Origin of the sequence: Tsukamurella pulmonis (assembly GCF_900103175.1) — a bacterium.
In the GTDB taxonomy this organism is placed as follows: Bacteria; Actinomycetota; Actinomycetes; order Mycobacteriales; family Mycobacteriaceae; genus Tsukamurella; species Tsukamurella pulmonis.
Genome location: NZ_FNLF01000002.1, coordinates 3,553,057 through 3,575,218 on the forward strand (window position 1 = coordinate 3,553,057; position 22,162 = coordinate 3,575,218).

Below are 22,162 nucleotides of genomic sequence, written 5' to 3' on the forward strand. Positions count from 1 at the left end.
CCGCCGAACCGGCCGGAGTGTAGTACACCCCTCAGAAGGGGGTCCTCACCGCCCCCGCTGTGAGATCCCCCACCTCTGAATCGGAATCTCTTGACTCTCGCCGGGAACGTGGAAGCATTCATGACGTAACAACGCGGAAACAGCACGGTTCTCTTCGCGTTAACAGCCTGGAAATTCGGTGTCGGATCGGCACCTGCTAACAGTGGCGCGCTCATGCGCCTGAATGGAGTGTACTGACATGGATTGGCGCCATAAGGCCATCTGTCGCGACGAGGATCCCGAGCTGTTCTTCCCCGTGGGCAACAGCGGTCCGGCCATCGCGCAGATCGCGGACGCCAAGCTGGTCTGCAACCGTTGCCCCGTGACCGCCGAGTGCCTGTCCTGGGCCCTCGAGTCGGGCCAGGACGCCGGCGTGTGGGGCGGCATGAGCGAGGACGAGCGCCGCGCGCTCAAGCGCCGCAACGCGCGCACGCGCACCCGCACCGCTGTGTAACAGCGCCGCATTCGACGAAGGCCCGGTGGATTCCACCGGGCCTTCGTCGTGTCCGGGGCGTTCGCCGCGGATCAGGCGGGCTGCAGCGGCACGTGCAGCACCGCGTCGGTGCCGCCCTCGCGGCTGGTCAACGTCAGCTCGCCGCCCAGCTCGGACTTCACCAGCGTCTGCACGATCTGCAGCCCCAACCGGTCCGAGCCCTCGAGGCTGAATCCGGGCGGCAGGCCGGCACCGTCGTCGCGGACCGTCACCTCGAGCATCCGGGTGGAGCGGTGCGCGAGCAGCTCGATCGTCCCCGTCTCCCCCGGCTCGTAGGCGTGCTCCATCGCGTTCTGGATGAGCTCGGTCACCACCATCACCAGCGGCATGGCCCGGTCCGCGTCGAGCAGGCCCACGTCGCCCCGTCGCACGACGGTGACCGCCGCCGAGCCGCCGGCCGGCGTGACGTCGCCCATGATCGGGATGAGCCGGTCGATGACCTCGTCGATGTCGACGTGCTCGTCGACGCTCATCGAGAGGGTCTCGTGCACCAGCGCGATCGACGCCACCCGGCGCACGGACTCGAGCAGCGCGCGCTTGGCCTCGTCGTTGCGGGTGCGGCGGGCCTGCAGCCGCAGCAGCGCCGAGACCGACTGCAGGTTGTTCTTCACCCGGTGGTGGATCTCGCGGATCGTCGCGTCCTTGGAGATCAGCGCGCGGTCGCGGCGCTTGAGCTCGGTGACGTCGCGCAGCAGCACCACGGCACCGTCGTGCCGGCCGCGCGGATGCAGGCCCAGGACCCGCATCACGACGGTGACGCCGCCTTTGGTCAGCTCGATCCGCGAGCCCTCGCCGCGGTGCAGCGCGCCGTCGAGGGCGGCCGCCAGATCCTCGGACTCGAAGCTGTCGCCGACGAGTTCGGCCGTGGCCTCGGCCAGTTCGCTGCTCTCGAGATCGGTGGGCGCGCCCATCCGGCGGTAGGCGGACTGCGCGTTGGGGCTGGCGAAGACCACGCGCCCGTTGCCGTCGAGGCGGATGAATCCGTCGCCCGCACGGGGCGCCGCCTCACCGGTGGGGAGCTCCTCGGATTCGGGGAAGGTGCCCTCCGCGACCATGGTGCACAGGTCGTCGGCGCACTCGGTGTACGCGACCTCCAGCGGGCTGGGGGTGCGCGGGTGGGTGACGTTGAAGTCGCGGGTGAGCACGGCGATCACCTCGCCGTTCGACGGCACCGGCACCGCCTCGCGTCGCACGCGGGCCGGGCCCGTCCACGCCGGCGTCACCCCCTTGACCACGACGCCGCCCTCGAACGCCGCGTGCAGCGTGGGCGCCTCCCACGGCGGTACGACCACGCCCACGCCGTCGGTGTCGTAGACGGTGGAGGTGGTGTTGGGGCGGCACTGCGCGATGCAGATGTAGGCGGGATCGGTGGTGTCCCCCTCGGGGTCGTCGCGCACCCAGAGCCGCAGGTCGGCGAACGAGAGATCGGACAGCAGCTGCCACTCGCCGGCGATCCGCTGCAGGTGCCGGGCGGCGCGGCCGGGGAGGTCGGTGTGGATCGCCAGAAGATCGGCGAGGGAGGCCATGGGACCGCCTTTTTGTCGTCATCGGTGCCGTCGTGAAACAATAGCCGGTACTGCGAAGAGCCTTGAGGACAGGAAGGAGACCGCCATGGGAAAGCGTGGACGTAAGAAGCGCTCGCGGAAGAAGAACGCCGCCAACCACGGCAAGCGTCCGAACTCCTGAGCCATCAGGACAACAGATCTTGCGAACGAGGGCCCGTCGACATCGTCGACGGGCCCTCGTTGTGTCCGGTACGCGGACGGCGGTCTACTCGGCGCGGTAGCGCACCTCGGTGTGCCGGATGCTGATGGTCAGGCGCTCGCGCAGCCCCTCGGGCGCGCGCTCGCCGCCGCACTTGCGGCCCACCAGCGCCTTGATCTGCTGCTCGATGCCGTAGTGCGACAGGCACTGCGAGCAACCGTCGATGTGCGCCTTGAGCCGCTCCTTCGCGGCGTCATCGCACTCACCGTCCAGGAGCAGCCAGATGTCCGCCATCACGGCGGAGCAGTCCAGCTCCAGGTCCGGGTTGCCGTCCGACGAGTACGTCATTGTTCGACCTCCTGATCGGCGGCGCCCTCGGCACCGTCGGAATCCTTCCCCCGCAGGAAGCCGCGCTCCCGCGCGACGCCCTCCAGCTCGGTGCGGAGCTGCCGGCGGCCGCGGTGCAGCCGCGACATGACAGTGCCGATGGGGGTACCCATGATCTCGGCGATCTCCTTGTAGGGGAATCCCTCCACGTCGGCGTAGTACACCGCCATGCGGAAGTCCTCCGGGAGCTTCGCGAGCGCTTCCTTGATCTCATCGTCCGGCAGTGCGTCCAACGCCTCGATCTCCGCGGACCGCAGGCCGGTGGAGCTGTGCTCCGCCGTCGCCGCGAGCTGGTAATCGGTGATCTCGTCGGTGGGGTACTGCGCCGGCTGCCGCTGCTTCTTGCGGTAGCCGTTGATGTAGGTGTTGGTGAGGATGCGGTACAGCCAGGCCTTGAGGTTGGTGCCCTTCTTGAAGCTGCGGAAGGCGCTGTAGGCCTTCACGTAGGTCTCCTGGACCAGGTCCTCCGCATCGGCCGGGTTGCGGGTCATCCGCAGCGCGGCACCGTAGAGCTGATCGAGCAGCGGCAGTGCCTCGGCCTCGAAACGGGCCGTGAGCTGCTCCGGCGTCTCGGTCACCTCATCGAGGGCCGAGTCCGCAACCGCTCCGGGCGTGATGTCCTCGTCCGTCATACCGTCGAAGGCTACCGGTCGCTCGAGGACCGCTACGCCGCTACCTGCACTCACGACCTCTGCAACAGCGCGGCGCGACGGCTTGTTCCCGCTGTTGTGCCCCGCACGGCGGCAGCGCACCGTCGGCCTCCACCTCGATGCGTCCCCTCCCCCTCGATCCGTTCCACCCCCACCGTTCCGCCATCCCTCCCCCTCGATACGTTCTCTCCCCCTCGATACGACCGGCGTTCCGGTGGGGAGAGAACGGATCGGGGGGAAGTCCGTCGCGGCGCGACCGGGCACCGGGTAGAACGGCGTCATGCATCCTTTGCGCGATCTGAAGTACGACGACGCCATCACCGCGACCGTCGTGCAGTGCGGACTCGGCGACGACGCTGAGCGGATGTCCCTCGACGAAGCACGCCGGGTCGCCGCGGAGCGCGGGTCGCACCTGGTGCAGCAGTTCGACAGCGACGACGGCACGGCCTACTGCGAACTCGCTCCGCTGGCGATCCCGCCGAGGTGGGAGGAGGGCGAAACCGGCCCCGCGCCGTTCGACGACATGCTCTGGTTCGTCAGTTCGCGAGGGTGTCGCGACTACCTCATGGGGCGGGCCGGTACATACACCGGCCGGATCTCCGCCTGGTGCCCGCACGCCGCTCCGGAGTACCGCTCGTACAACGTGAGCTTCCGCGACCTGGCCGAGATGTCGGAGGCGTCGCGCTACTTCGTCGCGGGCCTGCTCGCCGGTGTCGTGCCCGCCGCCCCCATCGAGTCCGGACCGTCCGACGAGGCAGCCGATCAGGCCGATCGCTCCGCGTGGTACGCCGCTCAGTACCTGTTCCGCACCCGCAGTGGGGCCTGGACGGAGCACTGGCGCGTGTGCACTGAATGCGGCGCCGTACTACTCCCGTCGAACCTCGACGACCGGTGCTCCCGTCATTCGGACGAGGGCTGACGGTCTCGCGGCGGCAGCGCACCGTCGGCCTCCCCCTCGTTCCGTTCCACCCCCACCGTTCCGCCATCCCTCCCCCTCGATACGTTCTCTCCCCCTCGATACGACCGGCGTTCCGGTGGGGAGGGAACGGATGGAGGGGGACGTCGGTCGCGGGTGCGGACGCTGCGCCGTGCGGTGGTTGACTGGACGGCATGGGCAAGAAGAACGCCGCGGCGACGCCGGCGATCGCGGCGCTGCAAAGCGCGGGCATCGAGTTCGCGGTGCACGAGTACGAGCACGATCCGCGGGCCGAGTCCTTCGGCGGCGAGGCCGCGCAGGCGCTGGGCCACGATCCGGCGCGGGTCTTCAAGACGCTGGTCATCAGCGACGGGAAGCAGCTGGCCGTGGCGATCGTGCCGACCTCGGGCAAGCTCAGCCTCAAGGCGGCGGGCGCGGCGCTGGGCCTGCACCGGCCGGCGATGGCCGACCCCGCCGACGTGCGGCGCGTCACCGGCTACGTGCTCGGCGGCGTCTCCCCGCTGGGGCAGCGCAAGCGCCTGCCGACCGCGATCGACGAGTCGGCGCTCGGCTTCGAGACCGTGTTCTGTTCCGCGGGCCGACGGGGCCTGGAGGTGGAGGTGGCACCGTCGGACCTGGTGGCCGCGACGTCGGCGACGGTGGCCCCGCTGGCGGCCCCGGGCTGACCGTTCCGGCGGCACTGCGATGAAGCGCACAGTGGCGCCGTCCGCCGCGCCGTGATACTCAAGGTGATGGAGCGCTCCGCCCGGGTTTGGTGGCGGACGCAGCGGAAAGTAGGTTCGTGGTATGGCCAGCTACTTCGTCACCGGCGGGACGGGCTTCATCGGCCGTGCCCTCGTGGCGCGGCTCGCCGCGGCGGATCGGGACGGCACGATCTACCTGCTGGTGCGTGACTCCTCCCTCCCCCGGTTCGAGCGGCTGATCGCCGACCTCGGCCACGATCTCGCGCCGCAGGTGGTGCCCGTCGCGGGCGACGTCACCCGGCCGGGCCTCGCGATCGCGCCGGGCGATCTTCCCGAGCGGATCGATCACGTCGTCCATCTCGCGGCGGTCTACGACATGGAGGCGCCCGAGGAGGCGCAGGAACTGACCAACGTAGTGGGCACCCGGAACGTCCTCGAGGTCGCCGAGCGGCTCGGGGCGACGATGCACCACGTCTCCTCGCTCGCGGTCGCGGGCAACCACGAGGGCTGGTTCTCCGAGGCCGACTTCGACGTCGCGCAGTTCTTCCCCACGCCGTACCACCGCACCAAGTACGAGGCCGAGCGCCTGGTGCGCGACAGCGCGGCGCCGTGGCAGATCTACCGGCCCGCGATCGTCGTAGGCGATTCCACGACGGGCGCGGCCGACAAGATCGACGGGCCCTACTACTTCTTCCCGTTCCTGCGGCTGATGGGCACCATCCCGCACCACCTGCACGTGCCGTTCGCGAACCTCGGGTACACCAACATCGTGCCGGTCGACTTCGTCGCCGCCGGGATCGCCGCGCTGGTCACCGCACCGCCCGCGCCGGGCACCGTGTACCACCTGGCCGACCCCAAGGGCCAGAGCATGGCCACCATCTACGACGCCATCGCGCCCGCCTTCTCCGGGCCGAAGACGCTGCCGGTGCCCAGCGCACCGCTGGGCGAGTTCGCGGCGCGCCTGGGCCGGCGGGGCGAGGTGCGCGCGCTGCGCGACACCATCGCCCGGCAGATCGGCATCCCGCCGTCGGTGCTCGACCACCCCTTCTACAACACCCGGTTCGACTCCGAGGCCACCTTCCGCGAGCTCAGCCGCCTCGGCGTCTCGCTGCCGCGCCTGAAGTCCTACGGGCCGCGCCTGTTCCGCTACTGGGCCGAGCACCTGGACCCGTCGCGCAACCGGCGCGACGATCCGCGCGGCCCCCTGGTGGGCAAGCACATCCTGCTCACCGGCGGCTCCTCGGGCATCGGCCGGGAGGCGGCGAAGCAGGCGGTGCTCAAGGGCGCCCACGTCTTCATCGTCGCGCGCAAGCCCGAGGACCTGGCCGACGCGGTACTGCGCATCGAGGCCGAGCCGGGCCTGCCGGGCCTGCCGAAGGGCACCGTCCGCGCCTACCAGTGCGACGTGACGGACCCGGAAGCCGTGCGCACCACCGTCGCTCAGATCCTCGCCGAGCACGGGCACGTGGACGTGCTGGTCAACAGCGCCGGCCGGTCCATCCGCCGCGCCACCATCAACTCGGTCGACCGCGCGCACGACTACCAGCGCACCATGGCGGTGAACTACTTCGGCGCCGTCTACCTGATCCTGGAACTGTTGCCGCACATGATCGCCCGCAAGTCGGGGCACGTGGTCAACATCTCCTCGATCGGCGTGCAGGTGCGCGGCCCGCGGTTCGCCGCGTACATCGCGTCGAAGTCGGCGCTCGAGGCGTTCAGCGACATCACCGCCGCCGAGACGATGTCCGACCACGTGACGTTCACCAACATCCACATGCCGCTCACCCGCACCCGGATGATCGAACCGACGGACGCCTACGACAACGCCATGGCGCTCTCGGTGGAGAAGGCCGGCCAGATCGTGGTGCGCGCCATCATCGAGCGCCCCCGCCGCATCGACACCCCGCTCGGCACCCTGGCGCAGTTCGGCCAGTTCCTCTCCCCGCGGATCGCGGCCGCGGCGCAGCACCAGGGCTACCTGCTCTTCCCCGAACCCGAGGGGGACGGCGAGGGCGCGGCCAAGGTGCTGGAAGTCGATGTGGCCGAGGTGGATACGCCGCGCGGTCGGCTCGCGGCCACGCGCGCGGCGACGAAGGACCTGTCGAAGGACATCTCCACCGCGGCCGTCAGTCCGCTGTTCGGCATCTCCGGCGATCAGGGGCTGCGCCGCCTCGCCCGCAAGACCCTCAACCGCCTGCCCGGCATCAACTGGTGACCCACGACCGCCCTGCGCCTGGTGCAGCCGGTCGTTAGGGTCGGGGTGTGTCCGCGCCAGTGCACCAACCCCGTCTGCCCCTGACTCCGACGGGAATCGCGATCCGCGTCGTCGTCGCGGTCGGAACCCTGTTCGGCGCCAATGTCATCGGGACGGCGGTGCTCGCACTCAGCGCGGCGGTGCTGGACGGCGAGCGACTCAACCGGACGAATCTGGGCCTGGCCCTGGCCGTCGCGTCCAACGCCGTCGTCTGCGCCACCGTCGTCGGCGTGGTGTGGCTCTGGTGCCGGCACATCGAACGTCGGCCGCTCCGCAGCACGGGGTGGGTCTTCACGCGCTCCTCACCGGCCTGGCTGCTCATCGGGACGGCCGCCTGCGCGGCGCTGGTGGCCGCCGTCTCACTCGCGCTCCCGGCGCAGACGGCCGCCGTCGGTGAAGGCTCCAGCGCGTCCGCCGGGTTCACGGTGATCGCGGTCGTCTCGCAAGCGTTCCTGATGCAGGGCACCTCCGAGGAGCTGCTGTTCCGCGGTTGGCTCCTCACCTCGATGCGCGAGCGTCCGCTGGTCGCGATCGTCGTGACCACGCTCGGCTTCACCGCGATCCACCTCGTCTCCAGCGGCGGGCAGCAGACCGTCGGCGACCACCTCGCGTACCTCGCCCTGCCCTTCGGCATGGCCCTGCTCGCCGTCGGAGTGCTGCTGTGGACGCGATCGCTGTGGGGCGCCGTCGGCGTGCACGGCGGTTTCCACGTCGGCGTCGCTATCGCCGGACAGCGGTTCAGCGACGACGCACTCTCGTGGTTCGGCGTCGGTGGCACCCTGGCGGTGGCGGGACTCGTCCTCACCGCCTCCGCGCTGCGCGCCGGGCGGCGCCTGGATCCGTGCCGCTGATCGGCCTCCGCAGTTCGCCGGGCGTGGTCCCGGTGAGCGCGCGGACCTCCCGCGTGAGGTGGGCCTGGTCGGCGTAGCCGGCCGATGCCGCGACGGCGGCGAGGTTCTCCCCCGCACCGATCCGTGCTGCGGCGCGCTGGAACCGCAGGATCCGCGCGAGCGTCTTCGGGCCGTAGCCGAAGGACCGGCGGGCCAGGCGGTGCAGGGCCCGCTCGCCCAGCTCCGCCTCCGCGGCGACCGCACCGATCGCGCGTCCCGCACCCAATCGCGCGACGATGCCGGTGATCCGGCGGTCCAGGTCCACGCCGTCGAGCAGGGCGGCGGCGATCGCCTCCGGGTCGTCACCGGCGGTGCGCCGGCGATGCGGCAGCACCTCCGCCAACGGCACTCGCCTGCCGGTGAGCTCGTCGGCACCGATCCCCAGCAGCTGCGGCAGCATCCCGGGCGGGAACCGCACACCGTCGAGACGCGCACCGTCGGAACCGGATACGCGGGCGGCGACGGCGTCAGGGCCGGCGACGATCGGCGCACCGTCGACGACGATGACGTCCATGCACCCGTCGGGCAGGATCAGCGCGGCACCGCCCGTCCCCGTGGCGCGCCAGCGGACGGCACCGGGGACGGTCGACGGTCGCTCCGCGTAGCGCGACGGGAGCGACACGGGTGCTGCACTCACCCTTCGAGCGTATGTCCGGAACGTTCAAGACGGTGCCGCCCCGCGCGCCTACCGTGGGCCGCATGACACGACGACTGCGCTTCGACGCCATCGGCATGGTCACCGAGGACCTGCCCGCCTCCCTCGCGTTCTACCGCCGCCTCGGACTCGACATCCCCGACGGTGCCGAACGGCAGCCGCACGTGGAGGCGGCGCTGCCGGGCGGGATGCGGCTGATGTGGGACACCGCCGCGGTGATCCGCTCCATGGAACCGGGGTGGGTCAAGCAGCCCGGGCAGAACGCGACGCTGTGCGTCCTGTGCTCCTCCCCCGCCGTGGTCGACGAGGTGCACGACGAGCTCGTCGCCGCGGGCAGTCCGAGCGCGATGGCACCCTTCGACGCGCCGTGGGGGCAGCGATACGCCGGGGTCCTCGATCCGGACGGCTACCAGGTGCAGCTGTTCGCCCCGCTGTAGGACGGGCCGCACGAAGCCAGTAGGTCGGAGCGGACACGCGAACCGCCGGATCTGCCTATCGTGGGGGGAGAAAACCGATTCCGTCCCCCACGAGGAGATCCCACGATGGCCGACATCCAGTACGCCGTGACCGATCCTGCCACCGGCGAGGTCCTGCAGACCTACCCCACGGCGGAGCCCGCCGAGATCGAGGCGGCGATCGACGCGGCGTCGCGGACCGCGCGCCGCTGGCCGCAGGAGTCGACGGTCGCCGAGCGGGCGGCACTGGTGCGCCGGGTCGCCGAACTGCACACCGAGCGGCGCGAGATGCTGGCCGGAATCATCCAGCGGGAGATGGGCAAGCCGCTCGAGGACGCCCTCGGCGAGGTCGACTTCTCGGCCGCGATCTACACCTACTACGCGGACAACGCCGAGAAGTTCCTCGCGGACCAACCGCTGGATCTGCTCGAGGGCGACGGCACCGCGGTCATCCGGCGCTCCCCGATCGGCGTGCTGTTCGGGATCATGCCGTGGAACTTCCCCTACTACCAGGTGGCGCGGTTCGCGGGCCCGAACCTGGCCGCGGGCAACACGATCCTGCTCAAGCACGCACCGCAGTGCCCCGAATCGGCCGAGGCGATGCAGCTGATCTTCGCCGAGGCGGGACTGCCGTCGGGCGCCTACGTCAACATCCGCGTCACCAACGATCAGGCGGCGGACATCATCGCCGATCCGCGCGTGGCCGCCGTCTCGCTGACCGGCTCGGAGCGGGCGGGCGCGACCGTCGCCGAGATCGCCGGGCGCAACCTGAAGAAGTGCGTGCTCGAGCTCGGCGGCTCGGACCCCTTCATCGTGCTCTCGACGGACGACCTCGACGCCACCGTCGACGCCGCGGTCGCGGGCCGCCTCGACAACACCGGACAGTCCTGCAACGCCGCCAAGCGGTTCATCGTCGCGTCCGACCTGTACGACGACTTCCTCGCGAAGTTCACCGGCAAGCTGCTGGCCGCCGGCGACGGCATCGCGCCGCTGTCCTCCGAGCGCGCGGCGATCGCGCTGGAGCAGCAGGTGACGCAGGCCGTCGAGGCGGGCGCGCACCTGGCCATCGAGGGCCGGCGCGACGGTGCCTTCCACCCGCCGGCGGTGCTCACCGAGGTCACCGAGGACAACCCGGCGTTCCGGCAGGAGCTCTTCGGGCCCGTCGCCACCGTCTACAAGGTGGACGGCGAGGGCGAGGCCCTCGCGCTCGCCAACGACACCCCCTTCGGGCTCGGCTCGTACGTCTTCACCACCGACCCCGAGCAGGCCGCCCGCATGGCGGACGGCATCCAGGCCGGCATGGTGTTCGTCAACGGTGTCCTCGCCGAGGGCGCGGAGCTGCCCTTCGGCGGCGTGAAGCGCTCCGGCTTCGGCCGGGAGATGGGGCCGCTGGGCATCGAGGAGTTCCTCAACAAGAAGCTGATCCGCACGATCAAGTAGGCCGACGGGGCGCCCCGCGGCGACCGGTGCGAGGTCGCCGCGCGAAGGGCCCTACAGCAGGCTGAGCTGCCCCGGCTCGCTGCCGGGCTCGACGCGCTCGATCAGTTCCGGCCCGGTGTTGGCGACGGCGTTCACCAGAGCCGACACCGGCCGGATCTCGATCCGCTCGGCCACTTCCAGCGCGGGCGGCCGCAGCAGCGCCGGGTCGACGGGGCCGTCCGGATCCAGCCACGCGTCGAAGGCGTCCGGCGTGAGCACCAGCGGCATCCGATCGTGCACCGCCCGCAGCGGGCCCACCGAGTCGGTGGTGAGCACCGTGGCCGACAGCGTGGGCGGCACGTCAGGGCCGGCATCGGCGGGACGCCACACGGACCACAGCCCGGCGATGTACATCCGCGTCCCGTCGACCGGGGTGAGGTAGGTGGGCTGCTTGCGCGGCTTCTTCGCCTCCGGATCGAGCACCTGCCACTCGTACCAGCCGTCCATCGGGATCAGGCAGCGCTTGTTCTTGACCGCGGTGCGGAACGCCGGCTTCTCACTCACGGACTCGGCGCGGGCGTTGAACAGGGGCGGCCCGCTCAGCGTCTTCTGCCAGTGCGGCAGCAGCCCCCACCGCATGGCGCGCAGCCGCCGCGTCGCCGGATCGGCGGGCGCCTCCCGCGGGTGCCGGGCGACCACTGCCACGATGTTCGTGGTGGGCGCGACGTTGAACCCGGGCACGTCCAGCGCCGTGCCCTCGGTCTCGTCCTCGGCATCGATCTCCGCCGCCAACAGCGCCGGATCGGTGGTCACCGCGTAGCGTCCGCACATGAGCCCAGCCTACGACGGGGCACCGACGGTTTCCGGCGCGCTACGAGCGGAACTCGTCGAACACGCGCCGCGGCCCGGCGCCGGTCGTGGCCAGGGCGTCGTGCGGGTTCGCGAGCGCACACGAGGCCATCGACAGGCAGCCGCAGCCGATGCAGTCGGTGAGGTTGTCGCGCAGCCGGGTGAGCTCGTCGATCCGGTGCGAGAGGTCGTCGTGCCAGTACTGCGAGAGCCGTTCCCAATCGGACTTGGTGGGCGTGCGGCCGTCGGGCAGCGTGGCGAGCGCCTCGCGGATCGTGGCCAGCGGGATGCCCACCCGGTGACTGATCCGGATGAACGCGACGCGGCGCAGCGTCTCCCGCGGGTAGCGGCGCTGATTGCCGGACGTGCGGCGCGCGGAGATCAGGCCCTCGCGCTCGTAGAAGTGCAACGCCGACACGGCGACACCGCTGCGCGCGGCCAGCTGGCCGACGCTGAACTCCCGGGTGGTCTCCACCCGATGCACATTACCTGAACGTTAGTTCAGGGATCAGCGCGCCGGCTGCGGCGCCGGCGCGGAGGCGGGCGCCGGCTTCGCGGCCGGGGCCGCGGGCTTCGCGGGGGCCGGCTTGGCCGACGGGGCCGCGGGCTTCGCGGACGGCGCGCCGGGCTTCGCCGAGGGCGCGCCCGGCTTGGCCGACGGTGCCGGCTTGACCGGCGGGGTCGTGGGCTCCGGCGGGTTCTTGAGGATCGCGATCTGCACGCCCAGCAGGTCGACGGCCAGCTGGTCATCGGCACCGATGAAGGGCGCGGGCTCGCGGGAATCGCGGCCGCCGCGCAGCGACATCGTCACGCCGTTGACCACGGCGGTGTACTGGCGCGACTGCAGGTACTGCACCTGGTTCCCGCGCTTGATCTTGGCGGTGAACTCGAGGCCCAGCCCGTCCGGGGCGCCGGTGACGGCGATGGGGCGGACGCTCAGCTCGCTGGTCGCGCCGTCGCGGACCGCCTTGAAGGTGCCGCACTTGGGCAGCGCGGCGCGCAGCGGGGCGAGGTCCATGGCGAACTTGGAGATCACCATCGACCACTCGACGCCGCGGGTGGAGCCGTTGGTCTGCGCGGTGTCGGTGCCCTTCGGGATGGGCAGGCCCGCGTAGAGCACCTTGCACTCGGGCGGCGTGACGGCGGCGCGGTTGAGCGAGGCCCAGGCGGCGTTCCAGCCGGCGGCGGCGCCCGAGAGCACCGCGCCCTCGAAGTCCAGGCTGTCGGGCAGGTTGCCCGAACCGATGACCAGCTCCCCCGCGCGGTTGACCGGCGCGGCGGCCGGCTTCGGCTCGCCCGGCTTCGGATCGGCCGAGGCGGCCGGGGCGAGGACGCCCGTGGAGGCCGCCAGGGTGGCAAGGGTGGCAGCGGCCACGACGGCCCTGCTCGCGAACGTACGAGTGCGCTTCATCGAAAGATCTCCCGGCGGTGACGACCTGACCTGTTTCGCCCAGCAAGGTAGCACGCGGTGAGGCGACCCTCATGTGCGAGGATGAGCGCGTGGAGCAGTTGGAGCTATGGCCCGCGCCCTTCGCCGCAGGTCCGGTGACGGGCACCGTCGCCCTCCCCGGCTCGAAGTCGATCACCAATCGCGCGTACATCCTTGCCGCGCAAGCACCGTCGCGCTCGACGCTGACGAACGCGCTGCGCAGCCGCGACACCGACCTCATGGCGCGGGGACTGCGGGCGCTCGGCGCGCACGTCGACGTCGTTACCGACACCACGGTTGCGGTGACCGGCGGCGAGTTGCACGGAGGCGCGGTCGACTGCGGCCTCGCCGGAACCGTCATGCGCTTCCTGCCCCCGCTCGCGGCGGGCGCGCACGGCACCGTCGCCTTCGACGGTGACCCGCAGGCCCGGATCCGGCCCCTGGGCACCGTGCTCGACGCGCTGCGCGGCCTCGGCGCCCGCATCGACGGCGACGCCCTCCCCTTCACCGTGCACGGCCACGGGCCGATCCGCGGCGGCACCGTCACCATCGACGCCTCAGCGAGCTCGCAGTTCGTCTCCGGCCTGCTGCTGAGCGGCCCGAGCTTCACCGAGGGCGTCACGGTGCACCACGACGGGAAGCCCGTGCCGTCGATGCCGCACATCGAGATGACCGTCGACATGCTGCGCGCCGCCGGCGCCGAGGTCGACACCTCCGAGGCGAACACGTGGCGGGTCGCGCCGGGCGGGCTCCGCGCGCACGAGTGGACCGTCGAGCCGGACCTGTCGAACGCCACCGTCTTCCTCGCCGCGGCCGCGGTCACCGGCGGCGCCGTCACCGTGCCGCACTGGAACCCGCGCTCCACGCAGCCCGGCGTCCAGTTCGCCGACATCCTCGCGGCCATGGGCGCAGAGGTCGCGCACACCGACGGTGCGCTCGTCGCGCGCGGCACCGGCGCGCTCCACGGCGTCGACTGGGACCTGCGCGACATCGGCGAGCTGACGCCCACCGTCGCAGCGCTGGCAGCCCTCGCCGACTCCCCCTCGCGGCTGCGGGGCATCGCCCACCTGCGCGGCCACGAGACCGACCGGCTCGCGGCCCTGACCACCGAGATCACGAACCTCGGCGGGCGGTGCACCGAGACCGAGGACGGCCTGCACATCGAGCCCGCGACGCTGCACGGCGGCGTCTGGCACAGCTACGCCGACCACCGGATGGCGACCGCCGGCGCGATCCTGGGCCTGGTCACCGAGGGTGTGGAGGTCGAGGACATCGCGACCACGGCGAAGACGATGCCCGATTTCCCCGCGCTGTGGCACGCACTCCTCGGCACCGAATCGTGAGCCTTGGGTAAGCGCGAGTACGACGAGAGCGATGTCCGGGTGCGCCCGGGCAAGAGCAGTCGGCCGCGCACCAAGAACCGGCCCGACCACAGCGCCGCCGCGGCCGCCATGGTGGTCTCCGTCGACCGCGGCCGGTGGGGCTGCGCACTCGACGGCGACCCCGACCGGGTCATCACCGCCATGCGCGCTCGCGAGCTGGGCCGCACGCCGATCGTCGTCGGTGACTCCGTCGGCGTCGTGGGCGATCTGACGGGCCGCAAGGACACGCTCGCCCGCATCGTGCGGGTGGACGAGCGGAGGACGGTGCTGCGCCGCACCGCCGACGACACCGACCCGTACGAGCGGATCGTGGTCGCCAACGCCGAGCAGTTGCTCATCGTGACGGCGCTCGCCGACCCGCCGCCGCGCACCGGCTTCGTCGAGCGCACACTCATCGCGGCCTACGCGGGCGGACTCACCCCGGTGCTGTGCCTGACGAAGGGCGACCTCGCCGACGCCGAGGAGTTCACCGCGGCCTTCGCCGACCTCGACCTCACCGTGATCGCCGCCGGCCGCGACGACCCGCTGGACGCGGCACGCGACCTGCTCACCGGACGCGTGAGCGCCCTCATCGGGCACAGCGGCGTCGGGAAGTCGACGCTGGTCAACCGGCTCGTACCCGATGCCAACCGCGCCACCGGCGTGGTCTCCGGCGTGGGCAAGGGCCGGCACACCTCCACCCAATCGGTGGCGCTGTGGCTGCCGGAGGGCGGATGGGTCGTCGACACCCCGGGCATCCGCAGCTTCGGACTCGCGCACATCTCCACCGAGGACGTGATCGCCGCGTTCCCCGACCTCGACGAGGCCGTCCAGGACTGCCCGCGCGGCTGCTCACACCTGGGGCCGCCCGCCGATCCCGAGTGCCGCCTGGACGGGCTGAAGGGGACGGCGCACCGTCGGGCGATGGCGGTGCGCGGCCTGCTCGCGGATCTGGGCTCCACCCCCGATTGGGCGTGAGGGTACGCACCCGCTCCGATATCGTTAGTTGTGTGAAGATATTGATCACCGGCATCGCCGGTTACTCGCACCTGGTCCCGTTCGTCCTGCCGGCCGCCGCGGCGCTGCGCGACGCCGGGCACCGGGTCACCGTCGCCGTGCCCGAGGCCGGACGGGAACTGGTGGCCGAGTACGGATTCGACGTGCTGGCACTGCCCGGCGTACCCGAGATGCGGCAGATCGTGACCGACCCGGCGTTGCGGGCCGAGGAGTTCTCCGTCACCGACTACGTCCCGCCGACGGATCCTCCGCAGATCGGGGACGTGCTACCCACCGCGGACCCGCGGGTCTCTGCGCGGGCGTTCATCGGCGTGCTGGCGCACCGGGCGGCGACGGCGCTGCTCGACGCTCTGGGCGACGACGTGCCGGATCTGATCCTGCGCGACAACACCGAGTTCGGCGGGCACCTGGTGGCCGAGCGGCTCGGCTGCCGGGAGGCGATCCTCGACGTGGCGCCGATGCTCGACGAGCACGCGCCCGCCGTGCTGGACGTGCTCTCCGCGGTGCGCCGCGCCCACGGGCTGGAGGCGCTGTCGGACCCGCCGCAGCCCCCGCGGATAGCGCAGACCCCGGTGGACTTCTATCCACCGGGGCGATCGATCGAGAACGTGCACTGCTTCCGGCCGGGCCCGCGCCGTCACGCGCCACTCGACCCGGCGATCGCGGACCTGCCCGCGGACCGCCCGCTCGTGCTCGCGAGCCTGGGCTCGGTGGCCCCGCAGATCGGCATCGGCACCGCACTGCTCGACGCGATCATCGCGGCGCTCGGAACGCTGGACGTGCGGGCCGTGGTCGCGGTCGGCACGCACCCCGTGCCGAATCCGCCCGCCAACGTGGTGATCACGGACTTCGTCGATCAGCAGACGGTGCTCACGACCTGCGACGCGTTCATCACGCACGGCGGGTTCAACGGCGTGCGCGAATCGCTGCAGGCCGGGGTGCCGACGGTGCTCCTACCCCTGTTCGGCGACCATCCGGCGAACGCGGCGCAGGCCGAGCTGCTCGGCGCGGGCATCGCCCTCGACCCGGTGGCCGTGACGGCGCAGTCCATCGCCGCCGCGACCACGAAGGTTCTCGACGATCCGGCCTACCGCCGCAACGCCCTCCGGTTCGCGCGGCGAACTCAGGCACTGCCCGAGCTCGCCGCGTTCCCGGCGGTCCTGACCTGACTCAGGAGGCGCGCTTGGGGAGCTTCCAACCCGGGCGCGGGTAGTGGCAGGTGTAGCCGTCCGGGTACTTCTCCAGGTAGTCCTGGTGCTCCGGCTCGGCCTGCCAGAACGGGCCCACGGGCTCGATCGTGGTGACCGCGTCACCGGGCCAGATGCCCGAGGCGTTCACGTCCGCGATGGTGTCGCGAGCGACCTGCTCCTGCTCGGGCGAGAGCGGGAAGATCGCCGAGCGGTAGCTCGACCCGACGTCGTTGCCCTGCCGGTCCTTGGTGGACGGGTCGTGGATCTGGAAGAAGAACTCCAGGATGTCGCGGTAGCTCGTCTTCGTGGGGTCGAAGACGACCTCGACGGCCTCCGCGTGACCGGGATGGTTGCGGTACGTGGCGTGGTCGTTGGACCCGCCGGTGTAACCGACGCGGCTGCTCTCGATGCCAGGCTGCTTGCGCAGCAGATCCTGCATTCCCCAGAAGCATCCGCCGGCGAGCACCGCGGTCTCGCGGCCGGGGATCGTGGTGATGGTGCCGTTGTCAGTCATATGAATATTCGCTCCTATTCAGGCTCTCCCCGATGGGCTCGGGGCGCTGTTGGATCTCAACAGCAACGGTACCCGGGTCATTCCCGATGCACCGGCCGTGTCAGGAAGACGCTGTTCGGATCCTCGGTGTAGTGGCCGAACGGCGGGCACGGCACGAATCCGTGTGCGGCGTAGAGCGCGTGGGCCGGCGCGAAGAACTCCTGGGCGCCGGTCTCGAGCGAGATCCGGCGGACCCCACGGGCCCCCGCGTCCTCGAGCGCGACCGCGAGCAGCCGGCGCGCGACGCCGCGGCCCCGGGCGTGCGGCGCCGTGCGCATCGACTTGAGCTCCTCGTGGCCGTCCTCGAGCCCGGCCAGCGCGACGGTGCCCACGAGGACCCCGTCGTCGTGCAGCGTCCAGAGCCGCACGTGCGGCGCGCGCAGTTCGTCGAGCCCCAGCGCGTGCTGGCTCTCGGGCGGTGCGGTGGGCGCCATGTCCGCGTGGTGCGCGGCGAGGAAGGCCGCCAGAGCCGGATCGTCGAAATCCGCGCGGGCGATCATTCCGCGGCGGCCTGCGCGGCGTCGATCATCGCGTCGACGCTGGTGAGCTTGACGCGCGGCCGCTCGTCCTCCTCTGCCAGCGCGGTCTCGTGGGCGTCGATGGCGATCCAGCCGTCGTACTCCACGAGGTTCGGCACCCGGTCGACGATGAACCGCTCCACCTGGGCACCGTCGAACCCGCTGGGCGTGAACCGGCCCTCGGCGACGTCGGAGAGCAGCACCGCCACGGTGTCGCGCGCGCAGTCGCGGTTGGTGGGGATCACGCCCGAGGGTCCGCGCTTGATCCAGCCCACGACGTAGTGGCCCGGCAGGGGCGCGCCGTCGTAACCGACGATGCGGCTCTCGGCGTTGCGGAAGACGCCCCGCTCGGTGTCGAACGGGATCCCCGGGATGGGGGTGCCGTGGTAGCCCACGGCATGGATGACCAGGCCGGCGTCGAGCTCGGCGACGGTGCCGGTGGGCTGCGCCTCGACGGCGCCGTCCTCCCCCGCCACGAGTTCGTTGGTCGCCACCGACACCGACCGCACCCGGTCCTCTCCGCCGATGCCGACCACCGAGCGCAGGAATTTGAGCACGATCCGCCGGTCGGCGCCGGTGGGCTCCTGGGCGGCCAGCTTGCGCAGCTGCTTGAGGTTGTTGCGTTCGACGGGCGGGCGGGCCTTGTCGCGCTCCTTGTCCTCGGCGGGGACGTCCGCGGGGTCGACGATCACGTCGACGCCGGGCAGCTTGCCCAGCTCGGCGACCTCGGAGGGGGTGAACGCGGCGTGCTCGGCGCCGCGGCGGCCGAGGACGACCACCTCGCGCACCGACGAGCCGTGCAGGGCCTCGAGGGCGTGCTCGGCCATGTCGGTACCGGAGAGCTTGTCGGTGTCGGTGACGAGGATCCGGGCCGCATCCAGCGCGACGTTGCCGTTGCCGATGACGACGGCGCGCTCGACGGCGAGGTCGACGTCGAGGTCGCGGCGATCGGGGTGGCCGTTGTACCAGCCCACGAAGTCGCTCGACGGGTGGTTACCGGGCAGCCAGGCACCGTCGACCTCGAGGCGGCGACCGCCCGACGCCCCGATCGCGTAGATGACGGCGTCGTACCACTGCGCGAGCTCGGCGGCGGTGACGTCGGTCGCGACCTCGACGTTGCCGAAGTAGCGGAAGTTCTCGTGCTGCGCCGTGCGGTCGAAGATCTTGGTGACCGACTTGATCGCGGGATGATCGGGCGCCACGCCGTAGCGGACCAGCCCGAACGGCGTGGGCAGCCGGTCGAACACGTCGACCTGGACGTCGATGTCGTCCTGCTCGAGCAGGTTCCCGGCGGCGAAGAACCCCGACGGCCCGGAACCCACGATCGCGACGCGCAAGGGCTTCATCTGCAACACTCCCGGAACGATCGACACGCAGCCCTTCTTAGGCTGCCCAAAGTCCCGATTCTACGCCACACCCGAGCGCCGGCGGCGGCCGCGACGCGCGCGCTTGGCCTCCACCTCGATGCGCTTCTGCTCGACCTTGTGCCGTGCGGCCTCGGCGATCGCCGAGCGCAGGCCGACGCGCTCGACCTCCTCCTGGGCGGCGTGCGCGGCCTCGCGGGCGTGCACCAGCCGCTCGTGCGCGTTCTCCTGCGCCAGCGCGAGCCGGTCGTGCGCCGCCTCCTGCGCGTGCACGAGCCGCTCGTGCGCGTTCTCCTGCGCGAGCGCGAGCCGCTCACGCACCGCTGCGAAGCGCAGCTCGGACGCGGTCTCGGGGGCGTCGTCGGCGGTGGCGCGCAGCCACCGGTCCGGCAGCGAGAGCTTGGCGATGGTGCGCTGCGAGAGGTAGTACTGGCGCAGCAGCGAGCCCTCCGTGTAGGGCAGGTCGTACTTCTCGCAGATCGCGCGGACCTTGACCGCGATCTCGGCCAGCCGGTTCGAGGGCAGGTCCGGGAACATGTGGTGCTCGATCTGGTAACTCAGGTTGCCGGTCATGAAATCCATGACGGGCCCGCCGGAGATGTTCGCGCTGCCGAGCATCTGCCGGAGGTACCACTCGCCCGGCGTCTCGTCGTCGATGGACTCGGTGGTGAACTTCTCGGCACCGTCGGGGAAGTGCCCGCAGAAGATGACCACGTAGGTCCAGATGTTGCGGGCGATGTTGGCGGTGAGGTTCGCGGTGAGCGTGCGCCCGAACGAGCCGCCGACGGCCTTGCTGATCGCCGGGTAGAGCAGGAAGTCCTTCCCCAGCTGGCGGGCCGCCTTGAGCCCCATCTCGCGCAGTTGCTTGCGCGTCTGCGGCCACGGCTTGTTGCCGGCGATCGCCTCGGCCAGCTCGATGTCGTGCAGGGCGATGCCCCACTCGAAGGTGAGCCCGAGGAAGAGGTTGTTGAGGACCTGCGCGGACCGCTTGGCCTCCCACTTCTCGTCGCGGGTGACCCGCATGACGCCGTACCCGATGTCGAGGTCCTTGCCCAGGACGTTGGTGTACTTGTGGTGCAGGAAGTTGTGCGAGTGCTTCCAGTGCGCGCCGGGGCACGCCATGTCCCACTCCCACGTGGTGGAGTGGATCTCGGGATCGTTCATCCAATCCCACTGCCCGTGCATGACGTTGTGCCCGAGCTCCATGTTCTCGATGATCTTGGCGACCCCGAGCATGCCCGCGCCCGCGGCCCAGAACCAGCGGTTCCTCGAGCCCAGGATCGCGAGCCGCCCCGCCGCCTCGAGCCCGCGCTGGGCGCGGATCACGCCGCGGATGTACCGCGCGTCCCGCTCGCCGCGGGACGCCTCGATCTCGGCGCGGATCGCGTCCAGCTCGGCTGCGAGTCGCGCGATATCGGCGTCGTCGAGGTGCGCGTATTCGCCGACATCAGTGATAGCCACGTCTTCAGGCTACGCGCAGTCGGGCCGGACCGGTCACTTCGCGGCCGCCAGTTCCTCGACGTGCGAGCGCAGGCCACGACGGTTGCCGTCTGCATCGATCTCGCCCCGCACCACGGTGCTCACGCCGTTCTCGTCGTAGAAGCGCTTGTTCGAGTGCGTCTCGGGCGCATCGTCGACGGTGGCCTTGAGGAACCGGTCCGGCAGCGAGAGCTTGATGATGGTGCGCCACGACTCGGCGTACTGCTTCCACATCGGGCCGGTGTTGTAGGGCAGGTCGTACTTCTCGCAGATCTCGACGAGCCGCGAGTTGATGTAGTTGTACCGGTTCGAGGGCAGGTCCGGGTACAGGTGGTGCTCGATCTGCCGGCCCAGGTGCCCGGTGATGAAGTGCAGGGCGTCGCTGCCCTCGAAGTTCGCGGTGCCCAGCATCTGGCGCAGGTACCACTCGGGGAGCGTCTCGTTCTCGATGTCCTCGATGGTGAACTTCTCGGCGTCGTCCGGGAAATGGCCGCAGAAGATCGTCATGTGGTCCCACACGTCGCGCACGGTGTTGGCCACGTAGTTGGCCGAGGCGGCCTTCTTGTAGCCACGGGCGCCGGTGAACGGGACGGCCATCGCCGGGAACAGGACGTAGTCCTTGGCGGTCTGCTTGGCGATCTTCGTCAGGACCACCTTGAGCCGGGAGCGGAACTCCTCCCAGTCGTAGTTCGCGTACTGCTCGCCGCCGTTGAGCGCCGCCTTCATGGCGTTCATCAGCTCGAGGTGCTGCACGGCCTTGCCGTACTGGAAGCCGATCATGAGGGTGAAGTTGTAGATCGGGTTGAAGAGCATGTACGGCTCCCACGGCTGATCGCGCGTGACGCGCAGGATGCCGTACCCGATGTCGTCGTCCATGTCGGTGACGTTGGTGTACTTGTGGTGCATGTAGTTGTGGGTGTGGCGCCAGAACTTGCCGTCCGAGGCGCTGTCCCACTCCCAGTTGGTGGAGTGGATCTCCGGATCGTTCATCCAGTCCCACTGGCCGTGCATGATGTTGTGGCCGAGCTCGTTGTTCTCGATCACCTTCGCGTAGCTCAGGCACGCGGCGGAGGCGGCCCAGGCGGCCTTGCCCTTCCAGCCCTTCATGCCGGCACCGAGCCCGAAGACGCGGCCCGCGGTCTCCGCGATGCGCTGGCTCTTGATCACGCGGCGGATGTACTTGGCGTCCTCCTCGCCGCGGCTCTCCTCGATCTCACGGCGCAGCGCGTCCAACTCGGCACCGAGCGCCTCGATGTCGGCGTCGGTCAGGTGCGCGTACTCCGCGATGTCAGTGATAGCCACGAGGCGATCCCCAATCGGTACGACCGCATGCAGCGGCCTCAAGAACAGAACGATTCCACCGTAGCAGCCGTTTGGGACAAAGTCACCGATCTTGTTCCACCGTGGGGCTCAGGTCACACCCGGTGGCGCGCCGCCGCGCCGGCGAGGGTGTCCGCGAACTCCTCCGCGATCGCCAGCTGGTCGCGCAGCTCGGCGCACCGCTGGTGCGCAGCGTCCGAGCACTGGTCGACGAAGAGCGCGGCGTCGCCGCGCACTCCGGCCGGGGCCTGCGGATCGGCGAGCGTGTCCAGCGCGGCGAGCAGGTCCCGCATCTGCTCGAGCGTGAAGCCGAGCGGCTTCATCCGCCGGATCACCAGCAGGCGCTCCACGTCGGCCGGGGTGTAGAGCCGGAAGCCGCCGGGACTGCGCTCGGACGGGGCGACCAGCCCCATCTCGTCGTAGTGCCGGATCGTCTTGAGCGAGAGTCCCGTCGCCTCCGCGACCTGGCCGATCTGCAGCAGCGGGCCGCGTCCCCGATCGTCGGTCATGGCGCGA

General features: G+C 71.0%; 24 protein-coding genes. 11 read left to right on the forward strand and 13 right to left on the reverse strand.

Annotated features, from left to right (window positions below):
- Positions 1-238 precede the first annotated feature (238 nt).
- Positions 239-493 carry a WhiB family transcriptional regulator gene (locus BLQ62_RS17420; protein WP_013125780.1) on the forward strand — a complete coding sequence of 85 codons (255 nt, stop codon included), beginning with the start codon at positions 239-241 and terminating at the stop codon, positions 491-493.
- Between the two features lie 71 nt (positions 494-564).
- Here BLQ62_RS17420 and BLQ62_RS17425 read toward each other — a convergent pair whose 3' ends face one another.
- Positions 565-2,058, reverse strand: coding sequence for a sensor histidine kinase (locus tag BLQ62_RS17425; RefSeq protein ID WP_068568242.1), 1,494 nt, complete (start codon positions 2,056-2,058; stop codon positions 565-567).
- Positions 2,059-2,143: 85 nt separating this feature from the next.
- Here BLQ62_RS17425 and BLQ62_RS24500 point away from each other — a divergent pair, with 85 nt between their 5' ends.
- Complete coding sequence (locus BLQ62_RS24500) at positions 2,144-2,218, forward strand: 50S ribosomal protein bL37 (protein WP_372456759.1); 75 nt, start codon at positions 2,144-2,146, stop codon at positions 2,216-2,218.
- Between the two features lie 84 nt (positions 2,219-2,302).
- Here the strand turns inward: BLQ62_RS24500 and rsrA are convergent, their stop codons facing one another.
- Entirely contained in the window at positions 2,303-2,584 is a 282-nt protein-coding gene (gene rsrA, locus BLQ62_RS17430) for a mycothiol system anti-sigma-R factor (protein ID WP_068529127.1), read from the reverse strand.
- Positions 2,581-3,255 carry a sigma-70 family RNA polymerase sigma factor gene (locus BLQ62_RS17435; RefSeq protein ID WP_082756841.1) on the reverse strand — a complete coding sequence of 225 codons (675 nt, stop codon included), beginning with the start codon at positions 3,253-3,255 and terminating at the stop codon, positions 2,581-2,583. The genes rsrA and BLQ62_RS17435 overlap by 4 nt, the downstream gene beginning before the upstream one ends.
- 298 nt (positions 3,256-3,553) lie before the next feature.
- On the opposite strand from BLQ62_RS17435, the gene BLQ62_RS17440 reads away from it, so the two are divergent.
- From BLQ62_RS17440 to BLQ62_RS17455, 4 genes are all read left to right on the forward strand, one after another.
- Positions 3,554-4,192 (forward strand): hypothetical protein, encoded by a 639-nt coding sequence (locus BLQ62_RS17440; protein WP_139184236.1) that lies wholly within the window; start codon positions 3,554-3,556, stop codon positions 4,190-4,192.
- A gap of 191 nt (positions 4,193-4,383) precedes the next feature.
- On the forward strand, positions 4,384-4,875 hold the full coding sequence (gene ybaK, locus BLQ62_RS17445; RefSeq protein WP_068529123.1) for a Cys-tRNA(Pro) deacylase: 492 nt from the start codon (positions 4,384-4,386) through the stop codon (positions 4,873-4,875).
- Positions 4,876-4,996: 121 nt separating this feature from the next.
- Complete coding sequence (locus BLQ62_RS17450; protein WP_068568239.1) at positions 4,997-7,108, forward strand: SDR family oxidoreductase; 2,112 nt, start codon at positions 4,997-4,999, stop codon at positions 7,106-7,108.
- 47 nt (positions 7,109-7,155) lie between these two features.
- Positions 7,156-7,998, forward strand: coding sequence for a CPBP family intramembrane glutamic endopeptidase (locus tag BLQ62_RS17455; protein ID WP_139184237.1), 843 nt, complete (start codon positions 7,156-7,158; stop codon positions 7,996-7,998).
- On the opposite strand, the gene BLQ62_RS17460 is transcribed toward BLQ62_RS17455, so the two are convergent.
- Positions 7,949-8,674, reverse strand: coding sequence for a helix-turn-helix domain-containing protein (locus tag BLQ62_RS17460; RefSeq protein WP_231857714.1), 726 nt, complete (start codon positions 8,672-8,674; stop codon positions 7,949-7,951). The two genes, BLQ62_RS17455 and BLQ62_RS17460, sit on opposite strands and share 50 nt — an antisense overlap.
- Before the next feature lie 62 nt (positions 8,675-8,736).
- On the opposite strand from BLQ62_RS17460, the gene BLQ62_RS17465 reads away from it, so the two are divergent.
- Positions 8,737-9,129 (forward strand): VOC family protein, encoded by a 393-nt coding sequence (locus BLQ62_RS17465; protein WP_231857713.1) that lies wholly within the window; start codon positions 8,737-8,739, stop codon positions 9,127-9,129.
- A gap of 105 nt (positions 9,130-9,234) precedes the next feature.
- Positions 9,235-10,587, forward strand: a complete 1,353-nt coding sequence (locus BLQ62_RS17470; protein WP_068568236.1) for an NAD-dependent succinate-semialdehyde dehydrogenase — start codon at positions 9,235-9,237, stop codon at positions 10,585-10,587.
- A gap of 51 nt (positions 10,588-10,638) precedes the next feature.
- Here BLQ62_RS17470 and BLQ62_RS17475 read toward each other — a convergent pair whose 3' ends face one another.
- The 3 genes from BLQ62_RS17475 to BLQ62_RS24025 are packed head-to-tail and all read right to left on the reverse strand — an operon-like array spanning position 10,639 to position 12,826.
- Entirely contained in the window at positions 10,639-11,397 is a 759-nt protein-coding gene (locus BLQ62_RS17475; RefSeq protein WP_068529113.1) for an SOS response-associated peptidase, read from the reverse strand.
- Between the two features lie 40 nt (positions 11,398-11,437).
- A complete protein-coding gene (gene soxR / locus BLQ62_RS17480; protein WP_068568235.1) occupies positions 11,438-11,890 on the reverse strand; it encodes a redox-sensitive transcriptional activator SoxR in 453 nt (150 codons plus the stop codon).
- 33 nt (positions 11,891-11,923) lie between these two features.
- Positions 11,924-12,826, reverse strand: coding sequence for a hypothetical protein (locus tag BLQ62_RS24025; protein ID WP_176582429.1), 903 nt, complete (start codon positions 12,824-12,826; stop codon positions 11,924-11,926).
- Positions 12,827-12,897: 71 nt separating this feature from the next.
- On the opposite strand from BLQ62_RS24025, the gene aroA reads away from it, so the two are divergent.
- From aroA to BLQ62_RS17500, 3 genes are read left to right on the forward strand one after another with little or no spacing between them, the layout of a single operon-like run.
- Positions 12,898-14,187, forward strand: coding sequence for a 3-phosphoshikimate 1-carboxyvinyltransferase (gene aroA / locus BLQ62_RS17490; RefSeq protein ID WP_068568233.1), 1,290 nt, complete (start codon positions 12,898-12,900; stop codon positions 14,185-14,187).
- A 3-nt stretch (positions 14,188-14,190) separates the two neighbouring features.
- The gene (rsgA, locus tag BLQ62_RS17495) at positions 14,191-15,183 is read left to right on the forward strand and encodes a ribosome small subunit-dependent GTPase A (RefSeq protein ID WP_068568232.1); all 993 of its coding nucleotides are present in this window, start codon (positions 14,191-14,193) and stop codon (positions 15,181-15,183) included.
- Between the two features lie 32 nt (positions 15,184-15,215).
- On the forward strand, positions 15,216-16,391 hold the full coding sequence (locus tag BLQ62_RS17500; RefSeq protein WP_139184238.1) for a glycosyltransferase: 1,176 nt from the start codon (positions 15,216-15,218) through the stop codon (positions 16,389-16,391).
- Position 16,392: 1 nt separating this feature from the next.
- Here BLQ62_RS17500 and msrA read toward each other — a convergent pair whose 3' ends face one another.
- From msrA to BLQ62_RS17530, 6 genes are all read right to left on the reverse strand, one after another.
- Entirely contained in the window at positions 16,393-16,926 is a 534-nt protein-coding gene (msrA, locus tag BLQ62_RS17505) for a peptide-methionine (S)-S-oxide reductase MsrA (protein ID WP_068529095.1), read from the reverse strand.
- 77 nt (positions 16,927-17,003) lie between these two features.
- On the reverse strand, positions 17,004-17,465 hold the full coding sequence (locus tag BLQ62_RS17510) for a GNAT family N-acetyltransferase (RefSeq protein ID WP_068529092.1): 462 nt from the start codon (positions 17,463-17,465) through the stop codon (positions 17,004-17,006).
- Complete coding sequence (locus tag BLQ62_RS17515) at positions 17,462-18,856, reverse strand: FAD-dependent oxidoreductase (protein ID WP_331711124.1); 1,395 nt, start codon at positions 18,854-18,856, stop codon at positions 17,462-17,464. Before BLQ62_RS17515 ends, BLQ62_RS17510 begins: the two co-directional genes overlap by 4 nt.
- A gap of 33 nt (positions 18,857-18,889) precedes the next feature.
- Positions 18,890-20,308: a fatty acid desaturase family protein gene (locus BLQ62_RS17520; protein ID WP_068529086.1), complete on the reverse strand. Its 1,419-nt coding sequence runs from the start codon at positions 20,306-20,308 to the stop codon at positions 18,890-18,892.
- A gap of 33 nt (positions 20,309-20,341) precedes the next feature.
- Positions 20,342-21,628 (reverse strand): fatty acid desaturase family protein, encoded by a 1,287-nt coding sequence (locus tag BLQ62_RS17525; protein ID WP_068529084.1) that lies wholly within the window; start codon positions 21,626-21,628, stop codon positions 20,342-20,344.
- Positions 21,629-21,741: 113 nt separating this feature from the next.
- On the reverse strand, positions 21,742-22,155 hold the full coding sequence (locus BLQ62_RS17530) for a MerR family transcriptional regulator (RefSeq protein ID WP_068529081.1): 414 nt from the start codon (positions 22,153-22,155) through the stop codon (positions 21,742-21,744).
- Between the last annotated feature and the right edge of the window lie 7 nt (positions 22,156-22,162).